Origin of the sequence: Algoriphagus sp. Y33, from assembly GCF_014838715.1 — a bacterium.
Taxonomy (GTDB): domain Bacteria; phylum Bacteroidota; class Bacteroidia; order Cytophagales; family Cyclobacteriaceae; genus Algoriphagus.
Genome location: NZ_CP061947.1, coordinates 2,906,356 through 2,926,090 on the forward strand (window position 1 = coordinate 2,906,356; position 19,735 = coordinate 2,926,090).

Genomic DNA, 19,735 nt, shown 5'->3' on the forward strand with positions numbered 1-19,735 from the left:
AATCACCTAACAAATGAATGTCGCCAACACACAGATTCAAATGCGCAAAGGACTCTTGGAGTTTTGCGTGTTGCATATTATCTCCAGAGGCGAGGTTTATACTTCAGACCTGATCGAAGAGCTTACCCAAGCTCAAATGATCGTAGTGGAAGGCACGCTCTACCCACTTCTCAATAGACTGAAGTCTGCCTCATTGGTGGAATATCGCTGGGTAGAATCCGAATCCGGCCCACCGAGGAAATACTACTCCATCACGGAAGAGGGAAAAGCCTTTCTGGACACGCTTTCCCGCACTTGGGACTCGCTAGTCAATTCCACCCTTCTCATCACCTCAAAGAATTGATCATGAAATCGAGCATATTGCAGGCAACACACGGAGGAATGATTATCCGTTATGCGAGATTCCATGTGGTCTATGAAAAAAAATGTTAAACACATGAAAAAGACGATAAGTATAAATATCAGTGGCATTCTATTCCACATCGAAGAAGACGGTTACGACGTGCTCCGCAAATATCTGGATGCGATCAATCACCACTTTTCTTCTTACAAAGACAATCATGAGATCATATCTGATATTGAAAACCGGATAGCAGAGATCTTTCTGAGCAATCTGAAAAACAATAAGCAGGTAATCACCGCAGACAATGTCGACAAGCTCATGGAGAAAATGGGGACTATTGCCGATTTTGCTTCTGTTGAAGAAGAGAAAGTTGATGTAGATCAGGAGGATGACACGAATGCGTCTGATCAGGATTTCTACAAATATGTAACTCCACCGGATGCCGGGAGAAAAGGGTACAAAAAACTCGTGCGCCTTGAAAACAGAAAAATTCTTGGAGGTGTCTGTGCCGGAATGGCCCGCTACTTCTCTATCGATCCGCTTTGGACCCGATTGATCGCAATCCTACTATTATTCAGCGGCAACTTGCGTTTCAACTTTGGGTTCTTGGATATTTGGCCATTTGATGACTTCAGGCTCAACCTTAGCTTTGGGATTTTTGCTGCTATAGCCTATATCGTACTTTGGATCATTCTGCCTGTTTCTTATGAAATAGAGGAGGACAAAAACATCAAGAAACTCTATAGAAATCCTGATGACAAGGTTATCGGCGGCGTGGCCAGTGGATTGGCTGCCTATTTCGGAGTAGAAGTGATTTATACACGATTGGCTTTGGTCTTATTGATTCTAGCCGGTGGTTCGGGATTCCTTATCTACTTAATACTGTGGATCATCACCCCAGTGGCTAGTTCCATCACAGAGCGTATCCGCATGAAAGGCGGAGAAATCACCCTAGACAATATTGATTCTACCCTAAAGGAAAACATAAATCCTCTTCCCAAGGCTCCCGAATCAAAAACCAGACAAATCCTGCTAACCCCATTTAGGGTAATCGGGCAGGTAATCGAGGCCATCGGAAGTGCGTTGGGCCCATTGGGCAGGTTCTTCCTGAATGTAATCCGGGTGATCTTTGGTTTGTTTGTATTCTTCATCGGACTGGGATTGACCATCACTCCCATATTTAGCCTTGCAGTCTATATGGGCATATTTACCAACGATGACTATAGGATCTTGATGGACAATTTTCCTGTTGAACTCTTCTCCAACCTAGTTCCGATCTGGTTGGTGATAGGAGCCTCTTTCTTGTTGATTATCCCCGGTATCATCATCATTTTATTGGGATTGAGTGTATTAATGCAGAAGAACCTGATAGGAGCCCGATTTGGATTTGTAGCACTGGGACTATGGTTGCTATGCGTTGGGATTTGTGCATTCCAGATCCCACTGATCGCAACACAATTCAAAGAAGAAAATTGGCATAAAATAGAACACTCTATCCCTGTAAGCAAAGGAATAATGATTCTGAGACTGAATCCAATCGGAGAAGAATCTACCTTCAACCATGTAAATCTTAAGTTGGAAGGCACACCTGATAGCTTGGTTACACTACGGGAAGATTTCTTCTCCAGAGGAAAAACCAAAGCAGAAGCAATGAACAATGCCCAAATGATCGGATACAATTACACCGTTTTGGATTCCATCATCACCTTTGACGAGGGGTATGACATCTCCAATATCGACAAATTCCGGGACCAAAAGGTGAATCTTTTCCTTCAGATTCCTTATGAGAAACCCTTTATAATGGAGCGCTCACTTCTTGAAATCTTAAGAAATACAATTTACAGAAATGGCTATAACTCCAGTGATGTTTCCCAAAACACAATTTGGACGTTCAATCAGCAAGGATTGGTATGCCTGACCTGTAAAGAGGAGGTGAAATCCCGTACAGATGAAAATTCTGAAGGAGTAAACTTTGAAGTAGAGGCACCGGATACAGGAGACTACACTAGAGAAGAACTTGACAGTATCAGCAGGGCAAAATACAATCAACCCGATAGTGTTGCTGTGATCGACTAATCCAAGAGGCTGTCTCATAATCAGCTTTTCTTGTCAGAACGGGCACCCGCCTACCTTAGGCGGGAACCCGAAACCTAATATGTGTTAATTTGTCCCATTTCGATTTCCCTCTAGGTGACAATTTTAATATATGAGACAGCCTCTTTTATTTGTATCTTTTGGACTAAACCCAAAATGATATGGATGTAACTGTGAAATTTTTAGGAGCAGCCGGAACTGTGACCGGTTCCCGGTATTTACTTAATATAGGGGATTTTGAATTCCTCGTTGATTGTGGGCTTTTTCAAGGAAGAAAAGAACTGCGTCGTAGAAACTGGGACAAATTCCCCATACTTCCTAAAGATCTGGGGGCAATTGTGCTTACACATGCACACATGGATCACATAGGCTATCTACCCAGACTGGTCAAAGACGGTTTTTCAGGACCGATCTATTGCACAGCAGCCACCGCTGAGTTGGCAGAAATCTTACTATTGGATTCCGGGAAACTTCAGGAAGAGGAAGCCGAATACGCAAGGAAAAAGGGGTACTCCAAGCACGAAAATCCGGAACCCCTTTATACGATGGAAGATGCAGAAGCAGTGTTTCCGCTTTTTGTACCAAAGGATTTCAAAAAATCTTTTCCCATTCACCCTTCTGTGGATGTCACCTATTACCACGCAGGCCATATTCTGGGAGCAGCCATTACCAAGATTGTCATTAAAGGAGATTCTCAAACCAAGAAAATGGTGTTTTCGGGTGATTTGGGCAGGTATCACGACCCCTTGCTTTTCCCTCCTACCCTAATCCCTGAAGCCGATGTAGTCTGGATAGAATCCACCTATGGAGACCGAATCTCCACTGCAATAAAGCCGGAAGATGAACTTGCCAAAGCAATAAATGATGTGTTTGACAGGGATGGTCTGGCGATTTTACCGGCATTTGCTGTAGGACGAACCCAGCTGGTGATGTATTACCTGTATCAATTGATGAAAAAGGGGAAAATCCCCAGAGCACCTATTTATCTGGACTCGCCGATGGCCATCAATGTATCCAAGCTGTACAGGGAATATCATCGGGATCACAAATTAATCGCCGTGTTGGACGATACTGATCAGCATCCATTCCAGCATTCGCATCTCCATTATCTGAGAAAACAAGAACAATCCCGCACGCTCAATGAGCTGAAAGGTAAAGCTATCATAATCTCCGCTAGCGGAATGGCTACAGGCGGACGGGTGCTGCATCATCTATTCCATCACTTGCCGAGAGAAAAAAACGGGGTGATTTTCGTCGGTTATCAAGCTGAAGGCACACGGGGGAGACGTCTCGTAGATGGAGAGCCTACAGTACGGATTTACGGTCTGGACGTGCAGGTCAAAGCAAAAATCTACAGTGTAGAGGGTTTATCAGCCCATGCGGACCAAAACGAACTGATGGAATGGGCAGAAGGCTTCAGCGAAAATCCCAAACTGGCATTTATTATTCATGGGGAAGAGGACAGCGCCAGCGCACTTTCACAAAAACTTAAGCAGGAATTAGGCTGGAATACTGTCATTCCAAATTATTTGGAATCATTTATGCTGTTTGAGGGAATTTGATAGTAATTATTTAATATGATTATCCACAATCATGACAGTAACCCTATTTTCTTTGCTTTACTGGCTGGGATCCCCCAGTCCGTCAGGCGGGGATGACCGAAGTAGCCTCCATGTCCCGATGGCTATCGGGATTACCAAATCTTATGTCGCTTTTGCTTCCTTATTGGTAGAAAAGGCCTACAACATTATAAGATTTGGTCAACCTACACTAGCAGGCAGGCGTCATCTGCCTCCCTTCCAACAAGCCACTGAAAAGGAAGCTAACGGTATCCTTGCGGACAATCACATATTAACCTAAACAAAAACAGTCATAAACCACCTACTCATGAACAAACTAGTAAAATTTCTTTTTGCCGCTGCATTTTCACTTATTCTTTTCCAATGTGCGCCTTACTCGCCCGAAGGGCAAGGAGTGGTGGGTCAAGTCACGTGGCTCGAAGGCAACCATATGCCCACGATAGTTGAAGAGGGCAAGAAAAACAAGAGAAAAACTATAGGGGATCCTGTGAAAAGGATTGTTCGGGTATATCCGCTGATCACAATTTCCGACGTGACCGTGGAAAATGGGCTTTTTAAATCTGTCGCAGCTAAGCCGATTACCGAAATAGAAACAGATGACTATGGAAAATATTCTATCAATCTAAGCCCCGGCAGATATTCCATCCTTACTGTGGAAGAAGGAGGACTTTTTGCAAGTGTGTTTGACGGAGATGGAAACATACAACCCGCCACGGTAAAAGAAGGAGAATGGACACTCCTGGATATTGTGATTAATTATAAGGCGGCTTTCTAAGCTAGAAAAAAATGAACAAACCGGTAGGTCTCCACATGACAATAAATTTGATCATGCGGAGACCTTTTCTTTTAAATTCTTAATTTCGTTGCAATAAATAACCCCTTAAAACGTGGCTTTTCACAAAAAACAACCCTGAAGTTAGGGATTCTGCCCTGATAACGAGTCAAACAGCTAATTATCAAAAAGTTGAACCTTCTACCTAAGGTGGTCAAGCTGCAGAAAAATCAACTCTTAACTGTGGTCTCTGCGAAAAACTCTGCGGCCCCAGTGGTTAAAATTAAGACCTTCGGAAAAAATATTAACTTTTTTTCACTAGCCCAAGCAACCATTTTTTCAATACAGGCATCTACCTAATTGAAAGCTAAATCGAATGTTCAGCAGAGTCAATTTTTCTACCGAGTCAGGATTAATACAAGGATGCCTCAAAGGCGACCGGATGGCACAGCGCCACCTGTATGATCAATATTCGGGAAAGTTCTTGGCCATCTGCATCCGGTACCTCAAAGACCGGGAACATGCCGAAGATGTGATGATTGAAGGCTTTATGAAAATTTTCGAAAAACTGCCCCAATTTCAGTCAAAAGGCAGTTTCGAGGGTTGGATGAAAAGGATTATCGTCACCCAAGCTTTGATGACGCTGAGAAGCCACCGTCATCTTATGATGGAGATCAACATGGAGGATGGTTCGGAATACAAAGACCATAACTATGAGCTCAATCACATGGAAACTGAAGATCTGATTAGAATGGTAGAAAGCCTTCCTGTAGGATATAGGACAGTTTTCAATCTCTACGCAATCGAAGGTTTCTCACATCAGGAGATTGGAGACCTCCTGGGAATCAGCGAAAGCACTTCGAAGTCTCAGCTCAATCGGGCCAGAAACACTTTGAAGGAAAAAATTGCCGGTCAAACACCAAATGAAAGGAGAATCAATGGCTAAGGAAAAAAATAAGCTGGATCAGTTTTTCAAAGAAAGACTTGAAAACCACACAGAAGCACCAAGCAAACTTGCATGGGAAAGACTGGAATCTCAGCTTCCCAAGAAAAACAAATCCTACAAAGGAATCTGGTGGGCTGCTGCCGCTTCAGTGGCAATTCTTTTTACGGTGGGCTACTTTCTTGTAAGAGAAGAAAACACAGGGAAGGAAATGCCTCTTCTATCCGAAAACAAAACAGAAGAACTTACGGAAAACGAAGCGCATACAGAAATCAACACGCCCCAGGAAATCGGGGAAACTCAATCTGAAACTGAAAATCAACAGGCTACTGAAGAATTGGAAACTAAACCAACTAGCACTACTCCTTCATACGACAAGCCCGTTGATTCTTCTTCAACCCAAAAAAGCCGACCGAATCCACAAAATTTGGTAGCCATGACCGAAGCAAAAAAAGAGGAGCCCGGACAAGAAAAACAAGTGAACCCGGAGATTCCTACCCTCACTGTAGAAACTCCGGAAATCACGGAACCTAAATTCCCTCCTTTGGAGCCGGAAAAGGCAGTAGCAGAAGTAAAGGCGGACGAGGCTGAACCTGCCTACACCGTCAAAATTTATTCTAGTGGACTGAAAGAAGAACCGAAAGATAAAAACCTACTAGCCGGAATCGGCAAAACTGTCAACGAAGTGGAAGGATTATTAGGCAAAGTAGATCAGGGATTTGCAGACCTGCAGGATGCAAAAAACAATCTCTTCGCCTCGATCACTACCCGCAAGGCAAAGTCAGAGTAATAAAACTCACCACCTAAGCATTAATCGTAATCTAAAATGAAAAAATACCTTCTATTAATTTGTATGATGGCACTTGTGCAAATGGGATTTGCCAAAACGGTGCCGGCTATAGACCACAAAGTATCCAGTGATAGTGTAGTGGTAGAATTCGGTAAATCCGGGAGAATCGTAATCATCGTGGATAACAAAGAAGACTTTGAAAAGCTAAAACTGATGAATATCAATCAGATTATCCGTGAGCTTGATCTGGAAGAAGACGAAGAAAGTGGGGCAACCACCATAGTAGAAATCAAGAAAAAAGACGGGAGCTCCAAGCAAGTAGTGAAGGTAACGGAGGATGGAGCAGAAACGGAAGTTTACATAGGAGGGATGCGACTTCTGGTAGATGAAACCGGCGAAAATACCAAAGTACGCTTTGAGCCGGGCTTGAAAAGGCGAAGTGATCCTCCATTCAGAACTTACTTCAATCTTGACCTTGGTGTGAATAATTACCTAGAAAACGGAAAATTCCCAACCTCCGACAAACCCTATTCGGCAAAAGGCTGGGGGAGCTGGAATGTAGGGATCAATTGGATGGCTGCACAGCGAATTTCCAAAGGCTTCTATTGGGACTTCGGTTTAGGCTTTCAGTTCTACAACTTCAAATTTGAAAATAGAGATTTCCAAGCTGTGAGAGGAGATGAAGCTATAGACTTCGTTCAAAGAACAGATGTAGATGGATTCAAAAGTAAAATTTCCGCTTCCTACATCACTGCGATGACTATGCTTGAACTGGATTTTGGAAAAATGAAGGACAATGGCCAACGAGGTCTTCGACTAGCTGCAGGACCATATGCAGGATATAGACTTGGTGGTCAGTCGAAATATGTCTATCGTGAACTAGATGGGTCAGGACGTCGCAAAGACAAGCAAAATACCGGACTTTATCTTCAAAATTTCAGATATGGTGTCCGGGGAGAACTTGGAATCGGAAGAGTCAAATTCTTCACGACCTACGACTTGAATGAATTATTCCAGGAAGGCAAAGGCCCTGAGCTTAACCCGATCACTTTTGGTGTAGTATTCTAAACAAATAAGCTGCAAAGCCCTTTTCAAAACTTTTAAAAATGAAAAACACACTATTCTCATTACTATTCTTTGTCCTCTTCATAAGCCAGGCTTTAGCTCAGGACAAAGCAGACACGGTGATATACACCAAATCCAAAGTCATCAAAGTCTTCGGAAATACATGGTCTTATAATCAAAAGGAAGACGGTAAATGGATTCTCGACATTGAAGAAAATGATGAAGTCAAGATCAAGGACGTTAACCAAAAAAGATTTTCTGCCGGACTGGACACAGAACTGGGGATCAATCAAATAACTCCTACCGGTCGAATGCCAACGGTGAAACCCTGGGGATCGTGGTACTATGCCATCAATGTGATGGGAACCACCAAAATTTCCAAAAACTTTCACCTGTACTCCAGCATCGGGGTCAACTGGTACAATTTCAAATTGGAAGACAGAAATCTAATCGCAGAAAAAACTCCCGATGGAATAGTGTGGGAGGAGTTTGCCGGACCCGGTACAGGGACAAAATCTAAAATCTCAGCCTCCTACCTCAACTTCACATTGGTACCTACGCTACTTACCAATAACCATAAACTAAGGCTTGGACTAGGAGGATATGCAGGTGTAAGAATCGGTGGCCGGGGCAAATTTGTGTATGATGATGAGGATGGCAAAAAACAAAAGCAGTTCGAAAAGTCCAATATGTATGCGGAGAACTTCCGCTATGGTGCACGCGCTGAAATAGGCGTAAGTGATGTGACGCTATTCTTTAACTATGATTTAAATAACCTTTTCCAAGAAAACTTAGGCCCGGAAGTTCAAGCACTGAGCTTCGGAGTCACTATCCGATAAACATAAAAACCATGAAAAAATTCTTTAAATTATCCAGTTTGGCGATGGCCATGATGCTGATCTCCATTGTCAGCTTTGCGCAAAAAGTATTGGTAGATTCCAATAAAAGTTACTCCAACATCAAAGCAATCGAAGTAAGCGGAGGCTGGCTGGATGTGACCTATCAGGGCGGTCCCGATTTTGATGTAAACGTGGAAGCCTATTTGGAATCAAACGATGAAAACCAAGACATCATTTTCGTGACGCTGGGGAATGTACTGAAGATTTCCTACGAGCAAAGCTCCAGAAGTTCATCTTGGGGGAATAACAGGAACAAAGGCTATATCAAAATCTCGGGGCCTATGAATATTGATCTGGATATGAAAAACTCTTCAGGAACCCTCACCGTGGACAAAGTAGTGGGAGACAAAACCAACTTGAGAGTATCCTCCGGTAAAATCACTGCTACAAATATTTCCGGTAATCTTGCTATCAAAGCGAGTTCAGGGTCTCTTATTATTGATAAAGTATCAGGAGACGTAGTGGCGGGCGTCACATCGGGAAATGCTGATATAAGCAATGTAGGTGGCAGCGTGGATTACCAATCTACCAGTGGATCTTTAGCTGCAGACCGGATAAAAGGCGAGCTAAGCGTTGCGCTTACCTCTGGAAACGCAAAATTGAGCAACATCGGGTCTCTGGGATCAATGAAGTTTACTTCCGGAAACATTCGTGCTACCAATGCGGGATTAAGCGGAAACACCAACTTCAACGGAACGTCGGGCAACTTTAAAATCCAAACACCTTCCAATTTGAAGGATTATAATTTCTCCTTGAAAGCATCATCAGGCAATCTCAAAGTAGGTGGAATCAACACCGGTAAAAATCTGGAAATTGATAATGACGCATCCGCCTGGGTGAAAGGATCCATCTCGTCAGGCAACATCACTATAGAGAATTAATTAGCTATAATTATCTTAAACCCGAATTCTGCATTAGAAAATCTACTACGGCTTCAAACCGCCTCAAAATCAGTCGCTATGCTTCACTTTTCGCTCTCACCGTAGCGATGCTACGACTCGATCTCCAAAGTAACTGATTTTCTTGCAGTTTGAACCCTCGCTACGAATCCTAAAGCATAGTCCGGGTTAAAAGGCCAATCCGTTTGGGTTGGCTTTTTTTGTGCTTTAAAACCACTCAGGGCACAGAGGATTTCGCATAGGACACGACTTAGAATTAATTGTACTACCTGCCATAGGGGTAACTCCAAGGTTTGTCAGGCTGGGTAAGAATATATTACGATTCAAAAAATAATAATAACGGTAAGGAATGCCAGTGGCTGTTTTCTATGCTTTACCGGAGGGAAGACCGAAGTAGCCTTGCTCCAAGTATCTGAAATTTTTGGCTCCGGGTCCTTGATTATTGCTTCTTGGTTCTATCAATCCCCCCTGCCCGCTTTTAATGAAAATCCTTTTTCAAGATGAATTTCGAAGTCCAAGAGGGAGGCGGCCAACGCTTCCGTTCTACCCTCTTGCTTCTTCTCCTGCGTCATTGCGAGGAGGCACGACAGCCTGTCCCGAACTGGATTCGGGAAAGCAATCTCACCTTGGTAAGTACTGTATCATCTTTTACGGCAAGGGCAATAAGCTCAAACAAGATTGCTTCCCCGACTCATCGGGGAAGGCTGTGCTTCGCAATGACGTTCCGAACTGATCTCTGCTCTTGACTCTAGATTCTTGGCTCTTAATTCTATTATCTTGATACTAGCTACTTGATACTAGCTACTTATCACTCCGGTCTAGAAGCCAATCGAATCACCTCAGCATCTTCGGTATTGAGTTTTAGCAATCTTTTGATCCGGTCAGGGGTAGGTTTACTGATAGAAAAAAAGAATAATGTCACTGCAAAAATCGCATTGTAGATAGCCCACCCAAAAAAGAGCAATCCTGCCGAACAAATCAAAGCTGTCACCAAAAGTATTATATACCGTTCACGGGTTGCACCGGCGTAGATTTTCAATTTCTTCAATAAATTATCAGTCTGAAAAACATCCTTCACACTTTTTCGAAAACGCAGGTACTGACCCACCAAAAGACCTATTCCTCCCCCTGATAAAATATGTCCCACAAACAAGGGCAATTCAGGGAGATCCCAAGTGTCTTCTCCGGAGGATTGGTACAAATAAATCATTCCAAAAACAGGAAGGACTAAAACCAATAAAATCAAAATAAGCTGATCAAGGTTTTTGTAAACCCTCCTGTATTCTTGAATTTCCAAAATAGGTATTTAAATTATTCAATTGTGATCTTTACATCATCCGTGAGAGGGTGTCCCACACAGCACAGCACATAACCTGCTTCAATTTCATTTGGACTCAAGCCGGCATCTTCATCCATTTTGACTTTCCCGCTCAATAAACGGCCTCTACAAGCGGTGCAAAGACCGCTTTGGCAACTGTAAGGCATATTCAGATCCTGAGAAAGCCCGGCTTCAAGGATAGTTTTGTCCGGAGATACCGTGACATCATATTCCTCCCCTTCCAAAATCACTTTCACATCCCGTGTCAATAGCCCTCCTGTAATCCCATGAGCAGCATCGTCATGTGCCTTATCAGCAGCAGCGGAGTAAAAACTTTCCCGATGTACTTTTTCGGTGGAAACGCCCAATTGTTCCAAAACTGCCACCACATTATCCATAATTCCCTCTGGACCACAGGCAAAATATTCCTTGTCAAAATCAGGATCTGCTTCGGCTTTTTTAATAAAATCCAAAATACTTTCCTTAGTCAATCTTCCTTTAAGCCCATTCCATTCTCCACTTGGCTGACTCAAATTATGAATCACTTCCAGCTTATCGGCATGCTTCTCCACTAACGATTCCAATTCCTTTTTGAAGATGATTTGCTCTTCATTCCGACTACAGTAAAGTAGGGAAATTTTGGAATTAGGTTCGTTCGCCAGCACTGACTTCAGAATACCCATGATCGGCGTGATTCCGCTACCGGCGGCTACCAAGAAGAAATGCTTTTTGTTTTTGGAGTGAAAATCAGTGGTAAAATTACCCAAAGGCTTCAGCACATTAATAGTCTTCCCCGGAAAAACACGCTCATTGAGGAAATTGGAAAACTTTCCTTTTGGAACACGCTTTACAGAAATTCCAGGAAATGGATCTACATAAGGAGAAGTACAAAGACTATAAGACCGGCGCTCCTCTTTCCCTTCGAAATCCATCACCAGCGTAAGAAACTGACCCGGCTTATAATCTAGAAACGGTTCTGGCTGCTCAAAATACAAGGTGACTGTATCTTCTGTCTCCCTCACTACCTCCCTCACTTTCAACGGTAAAAACTGCAGAGCCTTTACCTCCTTCTTTTTCTTAAATAAATTGAACATTCCTGATCTGAGCTTTTATCTGTTTAAACGGTTGCAAAATTAAGCCACAAACCCAAATATCCGGTCTTGCAGCTTATTATTTGCACATCTAAACCAGAAAAATGCTTCTCGGGTTCGGATTATTTAAAGGATATTTCCTGAATTAGGCAGTTTAAAACCGAACTTTTGGCTTCAAAAAATTAACTTTGCAGCTTCCTTAAACAAAATTTATTTAAGAAATGGAATTAAACGCATTGACCGCTGTGACCTCTATAGATGGACGCTATGCCGGCAAAACCGCTCCGCTGAGAGACTATTTTTCTGAATTTGCCCTGATTAAGTACCGCGTTCATGTAGAAGTAGAATATTTCATTGCACTTTGCGAACTTCCGTTGCCGCAATTAAAGGACTTTGACCAAAACCTTTTTGAAAATCTTCGCGCGATTGTATCGGACTTTTCACTCACTGATGCAGATACCATCAAGGCGACCGAAAAAATCACAAACCACGATGTGAAGGCGGTGGAATATTTCCTGAAAGAGAAATTCGATGCACTGGAACTGGAAGCACACAAGGAATTTATACACTTTGGGCTGACTTCCCAGGACATTAATAATACCGCAACTCCTTTGATGCTTAAGGAGGGCCTAAATGATGTGATTTTACCCCAACTGAACGCCGTTATCGACAGCCTCTCTGTATTGGCAACTAATTGGAAAGACATCCCAATGTTGGCAAAAACCCATGGACAACCTGCCTCACCTACCCGATTGGGAAAGGAAATTGAAGTCTTTGTGGTTAGACTGAAAAAACAACTGGAGTTATTGGATCAAATCCCCTACTCTGCGAAATTTGGCGGAGCCACCGGAAATATGAATGCGCATCATGTCGCCTACCCTTCCTTTGAGTGGAATGAATTTGCTTTCAAATTTGTGGGAGAATACCTTGGTTTGGAAAGAAGCTATCCTACTACCCAGATTGAGCATTATGATAATCTTGCAGCTGTTTTTGATGGATTGAAAAGAATCAATACAATCCTGTTGGATTTTTCTAAGGATGTTTGGCAGTATGTGGCAATGAATTACTTCAAGCAGAAAATCAAAGCGGGCGAGATCGGCTCATCGGCCATGCCGCATAAAGTGAATCCGATTGATTTTGAAAATGCCGAGGGCAATCTGGGCATTGCCAATGCATTGTTGGAGCATCTGGCCGCAAAGCTTCCTGTGTCCCGGTTACAGCGTGATTTGACAGACAGCACTGTGCTTAGAATCATAGGCGTGCCGCTTGGACATATGTTGATTTCCTTCGAATCTTTGCTGAAGGGTCTTGGTAAACTTGAACTTAATGAGGCTGCTATTCATGCGGATTTGGAAGAAAACTGGGCGGTGGTAGCAGAAGCAATCCAAACTGTCTTGAGAAGGGAGGGCTTCCCAAAACCGTATGAAGCACTCAAAGATCTCACTAGAACCAATACAAAAATCACTGAAAAATCAATTGCTGAGTTCATCTCAAATCTCCCTGTTTCTGAAGAGTTGAAAGCTGAGTTGAGTGTGATTTCTCCTTTCAACTATACGGGGATCTAAGCGCTGTCAGATCCGGGATCCGCCGTCGTGTTTGGCGCCGTGCGTGTCATCATTCTGAAAACGTGTGTGAAGACACTCAAATCGGCGAACAGCCATTGCCGCCGTGCGTGTCTTCACGCACGGCAAATAGCACCTCTCACCGTTGTTCGGGTCCCAAACAACAAACACCAATCTTTATCTATCATTTGAAGTAATGAGTAAGAACACTCACTTGGGTGAACTGCATCTATTCTGAAAACGTGAGTGAAGACACTCACGTTGGCGGACAGCCATTGCCGCCGCGTGTGTCTTTGCGCACGGCAAACAACACACTTACCGTTGTTCGGGTCCCAAACAACAAACACCAATCTTTATCTATCATTTGAAGTAGTGAGTAAAGACACTCACTTCGGTGAGTTGTATATAGTTTTAAAACGTGAGTGATGACACTCACGTTGGCGGACAGCAATTGCCGCCGCGTGTGTCCTCGCGCACGGCAAATAGCACCTCTCACCGTCATTCGTCTCCTCACAAACAGCAAACTTTTTGCCGCCGTGCGTGTCCTCACGCACGGCAAACAACACACTTACCGTTGTTCGGGTCCCAAACAACAAACACCAATCTTTATCTATCATCTGAAGTAATGAGTAAGAACACTCACTTGGGCAAGTTGTATATAGTCTTAAAACGTGAGTGATGACACTCACGTTGGCGAACCACCGTTTCCATTTGAAAACGTAAATGGGGATTCACGTAGGCGAAGCGAACCATCACTCTGTCGCCGTGCGTGTCTTCACGCACGGAAAAATTGCTTCTGCGCCACCGTTCGTGTCACGAACGGTAAAATCCCTTTAGAGCCTTCCCCCTATGTGAGTTAAAAACCCAAAGCTGTCATAGTTTGATTCATAAAAATTAAATGAAGAGTAAGGATAGCTAATTGGATCTAGAGCCAACATCCATTTCTTTTGACAAGGATTATTATGAATATAATCCAATTTTTGGTAGACAACAGATGGGCTATACAGTTCAACAGCCAAGGAATCTCTTTGCCAGAATTCATGTGATTTATTGGTCAACCCAACTTTAAATTTATCCAATAAACCAGGTGATTCTTCTCTTAGTTTTTTGAGGAAATGGTGACTGGTAAATTTTAAAAAACTGGCATGTGCCAGTTCTTTGCCATTCATCTTAATATTCTCCAGTATCAAATGGACATGATTCGGCATAATCACAAAGCCGTAAACTTTCAGATACTTTTGATCTACTAAGTACATCAAGCTAGACAGAATAATTTCTTTAAAATCTCTTCTTTCCAACAAAGGAATCCAATGGTGAATAGTTGCCGTAAGAAAGTAAAGCCTATTTAGTTCCATAATATCCAGAAGCTAAAATGAAATTTGAAATCAGCCTAACAAACAGTGTTAAATTACATATTTATAAGCAATTGAGTCTCGTATGTAATTCAGAATATCTGAGTAAGGACACTCACTTGGGTGAACTGCATCTATTCTGAAAACGTGAGTGATGACACTCACGTTGGCGGACAGCCATTGCCGCCGTGCGTGTCCTCGCGCACGGCAAATAACACTCTTACCGTTGTTCGGGTCCCAAACAACAAACACCAATCTTTATCTATCATCTGAAGTAGTGAGTAAAGACACTCACTTGGGTGAGTTGTATATAGTTTTAAAACGTGAGTGAAGACACTCACGTTGGCGAACAGCCATTGCCGCCGTGCGTGTCTTCACGCACGGCAAATAGCACCTCTCACAGTTGTTCGGGTCCCAAACAACAAACACCAATCTTTATCTATCATTTGAAGTAGTGAGTAAGAACACTCACTTGGGTGAGTTGTATATAGTTTTAAAACGTGAGTGATGACACTCACGTTGGCGGACAGCCATTGCCGCCGTGCGTGTCTTCACGCACGGCAAATAGCACCCCACAAAGTGTTCAAATCACCCCCTTACTTTGTCGCCTGCAAAAAGATCTCAGCCATCATACAGCGGGCACTTCCACCCCCCAGCTTTTCGATGGTCGGGATGGATGGACTTATAATGGTGGAATATTTTTCTATCAGCTGAATCTGCCCGATATTCAAAGAATCAAGGGCAGTTTCTGACATTACCGTGAATTTTTCACCCCCGTCATTTCCTACTTCCAGCATATTTCCCGCAAAGTGAAATTTCTGTTTTGGAGTGATCGGCACCACTTTTTTACCTGCTTGAGTCAGACACTTCTGTAAGTTCTGTTTTTCTGACGCTTTCGAAATACTATCCAAGCAGACCACCGATAAATCAGTCCCTATATGCATCATCACATTGGTATGATATATAGGAGTGGACACACCATGGATTTCCTGCGTAGCATGGAACCCAACTACTTTGTAACCAATAAGCTTCCCCAAGTAATCCAGCGGGATAGGATGCGTCCGTTCCGAATAGCAGGCAAAAATTGTTTTGGACTGATGATCCATCACCATACTTCCTGTTCCTTCCAAATACTGGTCATCATCTTCGAAAAAACTCAGATCAATAATTTCCTCCACGGTAAACCTGCGCTTTATCAAATTCTCGATTAAGTCCTTTCTTCGCTCCAGTCTTCTGTTCGGAGAATACATGGGATACAAAATCAGTTTTCCGTCCGGGTGTGTGCTAAACCAGTTATTGGGAAATATCGCATCAGGTTTGGCAGGTGCAAAAGTATCTTCCTCTACGAGCACGTTGATCCCCTGATCTCTAAGCATAGACACGAAGTCATCAAACTCCTTTTGTGCCAGTGTGTTGATTTCAGTGGACGACCTTGTATCCGGGTGTTGGTAAAAGTTATTGTCAGCTGTTTCGGGATTGAAGCCAAAATTCGCCGGTCGGACCATCAGAATAGTAGTGGCAGTTTGCATAAGTGCTAGTTGGCTGTATACTTGTAGAGTACGGGAACCAGATCGAATCGTTTTTCACTTAGTGTATAGTACGCCTTTCCATCGGTCCTAAACCCAATTGCCTCCCCTTGGGGCTCTGGAGAATAGGGCAGTTCTATAGGCACTCTACCCATGGCTTGCGCTATAGTTTCCCCTACATTTCTTTCCCAATAGTAAATACTAAGGTAATTTTTTACTAGAATCTGACTTCCATCAGCAGAAATATCCGCTGCAGTAGCGCTGGTAAACGGCAGTTTGATCAATTCTTCAAGTTCCGCCTCACCATCTTCGAATCTATCCGCAGGCAACCTGTATAGGGTGTTGAGGCTATCCCGTTTGGAAAGAATAAAGATATCTCCGGTGATAGGATCAACCATAAGGGATTCTGCATCCCTAGCTCCACCCGGATAGGTGAGTATTATCTTCTCGGGAATTGCCTGACTTGTGGTATTACCATTTTCCGGCTCCGGAACGCGATAAATAACCACTTCTTGGTGTACCCCATTATTATCACCTATTTCTCCCACATAAATATAAGATTCGCCATTTGCTCCCGGACCAATCGCAATATCTTCCCAATCTCTGTTTGGAGTATCCGCCAATTCCATTTCTCCAATAGTGTTTCCCAAGGAGTCCAGTAAATAAACAACAGCTTCCCCCCCGCTGTCGTTGTGAACATATATAATTCCGGGATTTACCCTACTGCACGCCAAACCGGAGATCTCATCCAATCTAGTATCCGTCAACGTAGCAACAGCAACTCCTTCTCCGAAACCTGTAGCTATATTCTCCTGGGCATTGACACAGGAAAATGAAAAAAATAGAGTGATGATTCCAACCGGTGTTTTCATGTGTTTATATTTTTGTCTTTCAAAGGTCACCCCGAATAGTCGGGGCAGGCTATGGAATCTCGCACGGTTTATAATCATTCCACTGTGTGTCGCCCTCGAAATGCTCGATTTCATGTGTTTATAATTTGTTTTTTTAAAGGTAATAACCTGTTCCTTGACCAAGGAAACGGAGTAGTCTGTCCCGATCCGCCGAGGCGGATCGGGACAATCTTGCATTGCTTATAATTATCCCGGTGTGTGACGTTTGAGTCATGCTCTATTTCATGTTGGGAAGAAGCTAGCTTTAAGACGATTTTATGCCGGCATTTGTGAGTCTGAAGCTGAGATTACAGATTTGCATTAAACTTGAAAAGGCAATTTATAAATCCGGGTTCCGTTCATTTGATACATGGCGTTGGCCAAAGCAGGAATAAATGGTGGAACCGGCGGCTCCCCCACTCCCGTTGGTTTGGTCTGGCTTTCTATGATATGCACATGGATGTTTTTCGGAGAAGCCGGCATCCTGATAATCTGATAGGTGTCAAAATTATGCTGCTGTACCTGCCCATTTTCAAAAGTGATTTTGGATGTAGTCGCCAAACTCGTTGCAAATTGGGCTCCACCCTCAAACTGGGAGCGGATCCGATCTGTATTGACGGCTATTCCGCAGTCCAGAGCATAGTAGACATCCGAAATAACAGTCTTGCCATCAGTTCCTTTTTCCAACATTACCACACAAGCTACGTAGGTCAGAAAACTCTTGTGGGCGGCAAAGCCCATGATTTTTCCGGCAGCCTTATTGGCCGACCAACCTGACTTTTCTTCCACAGTCCGAATGACGTTTTTCATCCTTCCGGTATTCCAAGGATAATCCTCTATTTTCTCCCCGTAGTTCCCGTAATCTCCACCAACCATTTCGGACTGGAAAGTGATGTCTCTATCTTCACCCAAAAGTTCTATGGCGTTTTCTATTGGATCTTTTCCCCGTGCCTCGGCAATTTCATCCATCATTGCATGCATGGCGAAAGCATGATGGATATTACTTACCGAACGCAGCCACCCTACTCTGGTATTTCCGGTAGATTCATGCGATTCTATCCGGATGTTTGGTACCTCAAAAGGAAAATCCACGCAGCCAAGTCCCATCTCACCGTCTGAAGGATGCAACTCATCTTTACTTCCGGTGGAGCCAATGGCAGGAAACACCGTATGATGGTTCCATCCTGTTAGGTTATTCCCAGAATCCAACGTTGCCTTGATCCGCTGGGCACTGTGTGAATGAAAATAGTCAAAATGCAAATCATCCTCTCTTGTCCATTGCACACGGACAGGAGCATTTGTCGCTTTGGAAAGCAAGGCTGCTTCCACCACGAAATCCGGCTTAGATTTCCTCCCAAATCCTCCGCCTAATAACGTCACATTTATTCTAACATTTGCTACGTCCATCCCTATAGCTGCAGCCACTGCATCTCTTGCCCACTGCGGATGCTGACATGGTGCCCAGACTTCACAGGAGCCATCTTCTTTCACATGGGCAATTGCCGATGGCGGCTCAATGGTAGCATGTGCATAGAATGGAGCCTCAAAAGTCCTTTCAAGCGTTTTGGATGCCGATCTCCCGGCTCTGTCAAAATCCCCTCTTTCTCTTCTGATTTTCCCCTTTCCCTTAGTACTTTGAAGCATTTCAGCTTGTTGCTGGGTAGAATTGTAATTCTGATTTTCTCCCAAATCCCATTCTATCTCCAACGCTTCCCTACCTTTAATTGCCGACCAGGTATTATCCGCTATCACTGCAACACCCTCCAACGCCTTGTCTAAGCCCGGAGGAAAACCGGAGCCCGCTATTTTAACTACCTGAACCACGCCCGGTACTGCCAAAGCCTTTTTATCATTATATGCAATCACTTTGGCCCCAATCACGGGGCTTCTCTTTACCACAGCAATTTTCATGTTTGGCAAATCCACATCTGCCCCAAATACCGCTTTGCCACAGGCAATATCTTTGAGGTCATAAATCGGCACATCTTTACCGATCAACTTGTAATTAGGGAAATCCCGTAATTTCACATGCTCTGGATCAGGCAAAGAGGCATCTTTTAACCTTCCTACCAGATCCCCAAAGCTTACCTGTTTGCCACTGTCCGCATGAACTACCTGCCCATTTTGGGCGTCACACCCCGAAGCTTCCACTCCCCATTCTGAGGCAGCAGCAGCAATAAGCATATGTCTGGCTGTCGCCCCGGCTTTTCTCATCGGCTCATAAAACATCCTGACCGAAAAGGATCCATCTGTGTTTTGATTGCCGTATTTTTCCTCATCTCCTTCAGCCTGCACAATTTTGATTTTCGCCCAATCCGCCCCCAGTTCGTCTGCGACAATCTGTGGAAGGGTAGTTCGGATACCTGTCCCCATCTCGGATCGATGAGCAACCAAAGTCACTTCATTTTCCGAACTGATGCTGATGTATACATTCGGGGCAAATGTGACTGATTCTCCTTTTGGCCCGGCACATTGGAAATTCACTCCTAGAATGAGTCCCCCCGTAGCCAAAGAGCCAAGTTTCAAAAAATCCCTACGCGAAGCCACGAAGATCTTACTCTGGTCTTCTCTTTTGCCCTTTTTGAGAAATGGAATAGTTGGAAGCATGGAT

At 43.6% G+C, this 19,735-nt stretch carries 17 protein-coding genes; 11 read left to right on the forward strand and 6 right to left on the reverse strand.

Features of this window, described 5'->3' with window-relative positions; genetic code table 11:
• The first annotated feature begins 13 nt into the window (after window positions 1–13).
• From ID165_RS11780 to ID165_RS11825, 10 genes are all read left to right on the forward strand, one after another.
• On the forward strand, window positions 14–343 hold the full coding sequence (locus tag ID165_RS11780; protein WP_192350784.1) for a PadR family transcriptional regulator: 330 nt from the start codon (window positions 14–16) through the stop codon (window positions 341–343).
• 93 nt (window positions 344–436) lie between these two features.
• On the forward strand, window positions 437–2,419 hold the full coding sequence (locus ID165_RS11785; protein WP_192350786.1) for a PspC domain-containing protein: 1,983 nt from the start codon (window positions 437–439) through the stop codon (window positions 2,417–2,419).
• A 179-nt stretch (window positions 2,420–2,598) separates the two neighbouring features.
• Window positions 2,599–3,999: an MBL fold metallo-hydrolase RNA specificity domain-containing protein gene (locus ID165_RS11790; protein ID WP_192350788.1), complete on the forward strand. Its 1,401-nt coding sequence runs from the start codon at window positions 2,599–2,601 to the stop codon at window positions 3,997–3,999.
• A 31-nt stretch (window positions 4,000–4,030) separates the two neighbouring features.
• A complete protein-coding gene (locus ID165_RS11795; protein WP_192350790.1) occupies window positions 4,031–4,297 on the forward strand; it encodes a hypothetical protein in 267 nt (88 codons plus the stop codon).
• Between the two features lie 27 nt (window positions 4,298–4,324).
• A complete protein-coding gene (locus ID165_RS11800) occupies window positions 4,325–4,792 on the forward strand; it encodes a carboxypeptidase regulatory-like domain-containing protein (protein ID WP_192350791.1) in 468 nt (155 codons plus the stop codon).
• Between the two features lie 373 nt (window positions 4,793–5,165).
• A complete protein-coding gene (locus ID165_RS11805) occupies window positions 5,166–5,735 on the forward strand; it encodes an RNA polymerase sigma factor (protein ID WP_192350793.1) in 570 nt (189 codons plus the stop codon).
• On the forward strand, window positions 5,728–6,522 hold the full coding sequence (locus ID165_RS11810; RefSeq protein WP_192350795.1) for a hypothetical protein: 795 nt from the start codon (window positions 5,728–5,730) through the stop codon (window positions 6,520–6,522). Before ID165_RS11805 ends, ID165_RS11810 begins: the two co-directional genes overlap by 8 nt.
• A 36-nt stretch (window positions 6,523–6,558) precedes the next feature.
• Entirely contained in the window at window positions 6,559–7,590 is a 1,032-nt protein-coding gene (locus ID165_RS11815; protein WP_192350797.1) for an outer membrane beta-barrel protein, read from the forward strand.
• A 38-nt stretch (window positions 7,591–7,628) separates the two neighbouring features.
• The gene (locus tag ID165_RS11820) at window positions 7,629–8,426 is read left to right on the forward strand and encodes a hypothetical protein (protein ID WP_192350799.1); all 798 of its coding nucleotides are present in this window, start codon (window positions 7,629–7,631) and stop codon (window positions 8,424–8,426) included.
• Between the two features lie 11 nt (window positions 8,427–8,437).
• Complete coding sequence (locus ID165_RS11825) at window positions 8,438–9,367, forward strand: DUF4097 family beta strand repeat-containing protein (protein WP_225587102.1); 930 nt, start codon at window positions 8,438–8,440, stop codon at window positions 9,365–9,367.
• Window positions 9,368–10,193: 826 nt separating this feature from the next.
• Here the strand turns inward: ID165_RS11825 and ID165_RS11830 are convergent.
• Window positions 10,194–10,682: a hypothetical protein gene (locus ID165_RS11830; protein WP_192350801.1), complete on the reverse strand. Its 489-nt coding sequence runs from the start codon at window positions 10,680–10,682 to the stop codon at window positions 10,194–10,196.
• Window positions 10,683–10,696: 14 nt separating this feature from the next.
• Window positions 10,697–11,797, reverse strand: a complete 1,101-nt coding sequence (locus tag ID165_RS11835; RefSeq protein WP_192350803.1) for a ferredoxin--NADP reductase — start codon at window positions 11,795–11,797, stop codon at window positions 10,697–10,699.
• A gap of 218 nt (window positions 11,798–12,015) precedes the next feature.
• Between ID165_RS11835 and purB the strand changes: the two genes are divergently transcribed.
• Window positions 12,016–13,359, forward strand: a complete 1,344-nt coding sequence (gene purB / locus ID165_RS11840) for an adenylosuccinate lyase (RefSeq protein WP_192350805.1) — start codon at window positions 12,016–12,018, stop codon at window positions 13,357–13,359.
• Between the two features lie 830 nt (window positions 13,360–14,189).
• On the opposite strand, the gene ID165_RS11845 is transcribed toward purB, so the two are convergent.
• The 4 genes from ID165_RS11845 to ID165_RS11860 all read right to left on the reverse strand — a co-directional run bounded on the left by ID165_RS11845 (window position 14,190) and on the right by ID165_RS11860 (window position 19,731).
• Complete coding sequence (locus ID165_RS11845) at window positions 14,190–14,654, reverse strand: transposase (RefSeq protein WP_225587103.1); 465 nt, start codon at window positions 14,652–14,654, stop codon at window positions 14,190–14,192.
• A gap of 650 nt (window positions 14,655–15,304) precedes the next feature.
• The gene (ctlX, locus tag ID165_RS11850; protein WP_225587104.1) at window positions 15,305–16,237 is read right to left on the reverse strand and encodes a citrulline utilization hydrolase CtlX; all 933 of its coding nucleotides are present in this window, start codon (window positions 16,235–16,237) and stop codon (window positions 15,305–15,307) included.
• 5 nt (window positions 16,238–16,242) lie between these two features.
• Window positions 16,243–17,106: a hypothetical protein gene (locus ID165_RS11855; protein ID WP_192350818.1), complete on the reverse strand. Its 864-nt coding sequence runs from the start codon at window positions 17,104–17,106 to the stop codon at window positions 16,243–16,245.
• Between the two features lie 339 nt (window positions 17,107–17,445).
• Window positions 17,446–19,731: a xanthine dehydrogenase family protein molybdopterin-binding subunit gene (locus tag ID165_RS11860; RefSeq protein ID WP_192350820.1), complete on the reverse strand. Its 2,286-nt coding sequence runs from the start codon at window positions 19,729–19,731 to the stop codon at window positions 17,446–17,448.
• Window positions 19,732–19,735: the final 4 nt, after the last annotated feature.

What these genes read in the sequence shown, in the direction of transcription:
- ID165_RS11780 (WP_192350784.1), top strand. Translation starts at nt 14, where the DNA reads ATGAATGTCGCCAACACACAGATTCAAATGCGCAAAGGACTCTTGGAG.
- ID165_RS11785 (WP_192350786.1), top strand. Translation starts at nt 437, where the DNA reads ATGAAAAAGACGATAAGTATAAATATCAGTGGCATTCTATTCCACATC.
- ID165_RS11790 (WP_192350788.1), top strand. Translation starts at nt 2,599, where the DNA reads ATGGATGTAACTGTGAAATTTTTAGGAGCAGCCGGAACTGTGACCGGT.
- ID165_RS11795 (WP_192350790.1), top strand. Translation starts at nt 4,031, where the DNA reads ATGACAGTAACCCTATTTTCTTTGCTTTACTGGCTGGGATCCCCCAGT.
- ID165_RS11800 (WP_192350791.1), top strand. Translation starts at nt 4,325, where the DNA reads ATGAACAAACTAGTAAAATTTCTTTTTGCCGCTGCATTTTCACTTATT.
- ID165_RS11805 (WP_192350793.1), top strand. Translation starts at nt 5,166, where the DNA reads ATGTTCAGCAGAGTCAATTTTTCTACCGAGTCAGGATTAATACAAGGA.
- ID165_RS11810 (WP_192350795.1), top strand. Translation starts at nt 5,728, where the DNA reads ATGGCTAAGGAAAAAAATAAGCTGGATCAGTTTTTCAAAGAAAGACTT.
- ID165_RS11815 (WP_192350797.1), top strand. Translation starts at nt 6,559, where the DNA reads ATGAAAAAATACCTTCTATTAATTTGTATGATGGCACTTGTGCAAATG.
- ID165_RS11820 (WP_192350799.1), top strand. Translation starts at nt 7,629, where the DNA reads ATGAAAAACACACTATTCTCATTACTATTCTTTGTCCTCTTCATAAGC.
- ID165_RS11825 (WP_225587102.1), top strand. Translation starts at nt 8,438, where the DNA reads ATGAAAAAATTCTTTAAATTATCCAGTTTGGCGATGGCCATGATGCTG.
- ID165_RS11835 (WP_192350803.1), bottom strand. Translation starts at nt 11,797, where the DNA reads ATGTTCAATTTATTTAAGAAAAAGAAGGAGGTAAAGGCTCTGCAGTTT.
- purB (WP_192350805.1), top strand. Translation starts at nt 12,016, where the DNA reads ATGGAATTAAACGCATTGACCGCTGTGACCTCTATAGATGGACGCTAT.
- ctlX (WP_225587104.1), bottom strand. Translation starts at nt 16,237, where the DNA reads ATGCAAACTGCCACTACTATTCTGATGGTCCGACCGGCGAATTTTGGC.
- ID165_RS11855 (WP_192350818.1), bottom strand. Translation starts at nt 17,106, where the DNA reads ATGAAAACACCGGTTGGAATCATCACTCTATTTTTTTCATTTTCCTGT.
- ID165_RS11860 (WP_192350820.1), bottom strand. Translation starts at nt 19,731, where the DNA reads ATGCTTCCAACTATTCCATTTCTCAAAAAGGGCAAAAGAGAAGACCAG.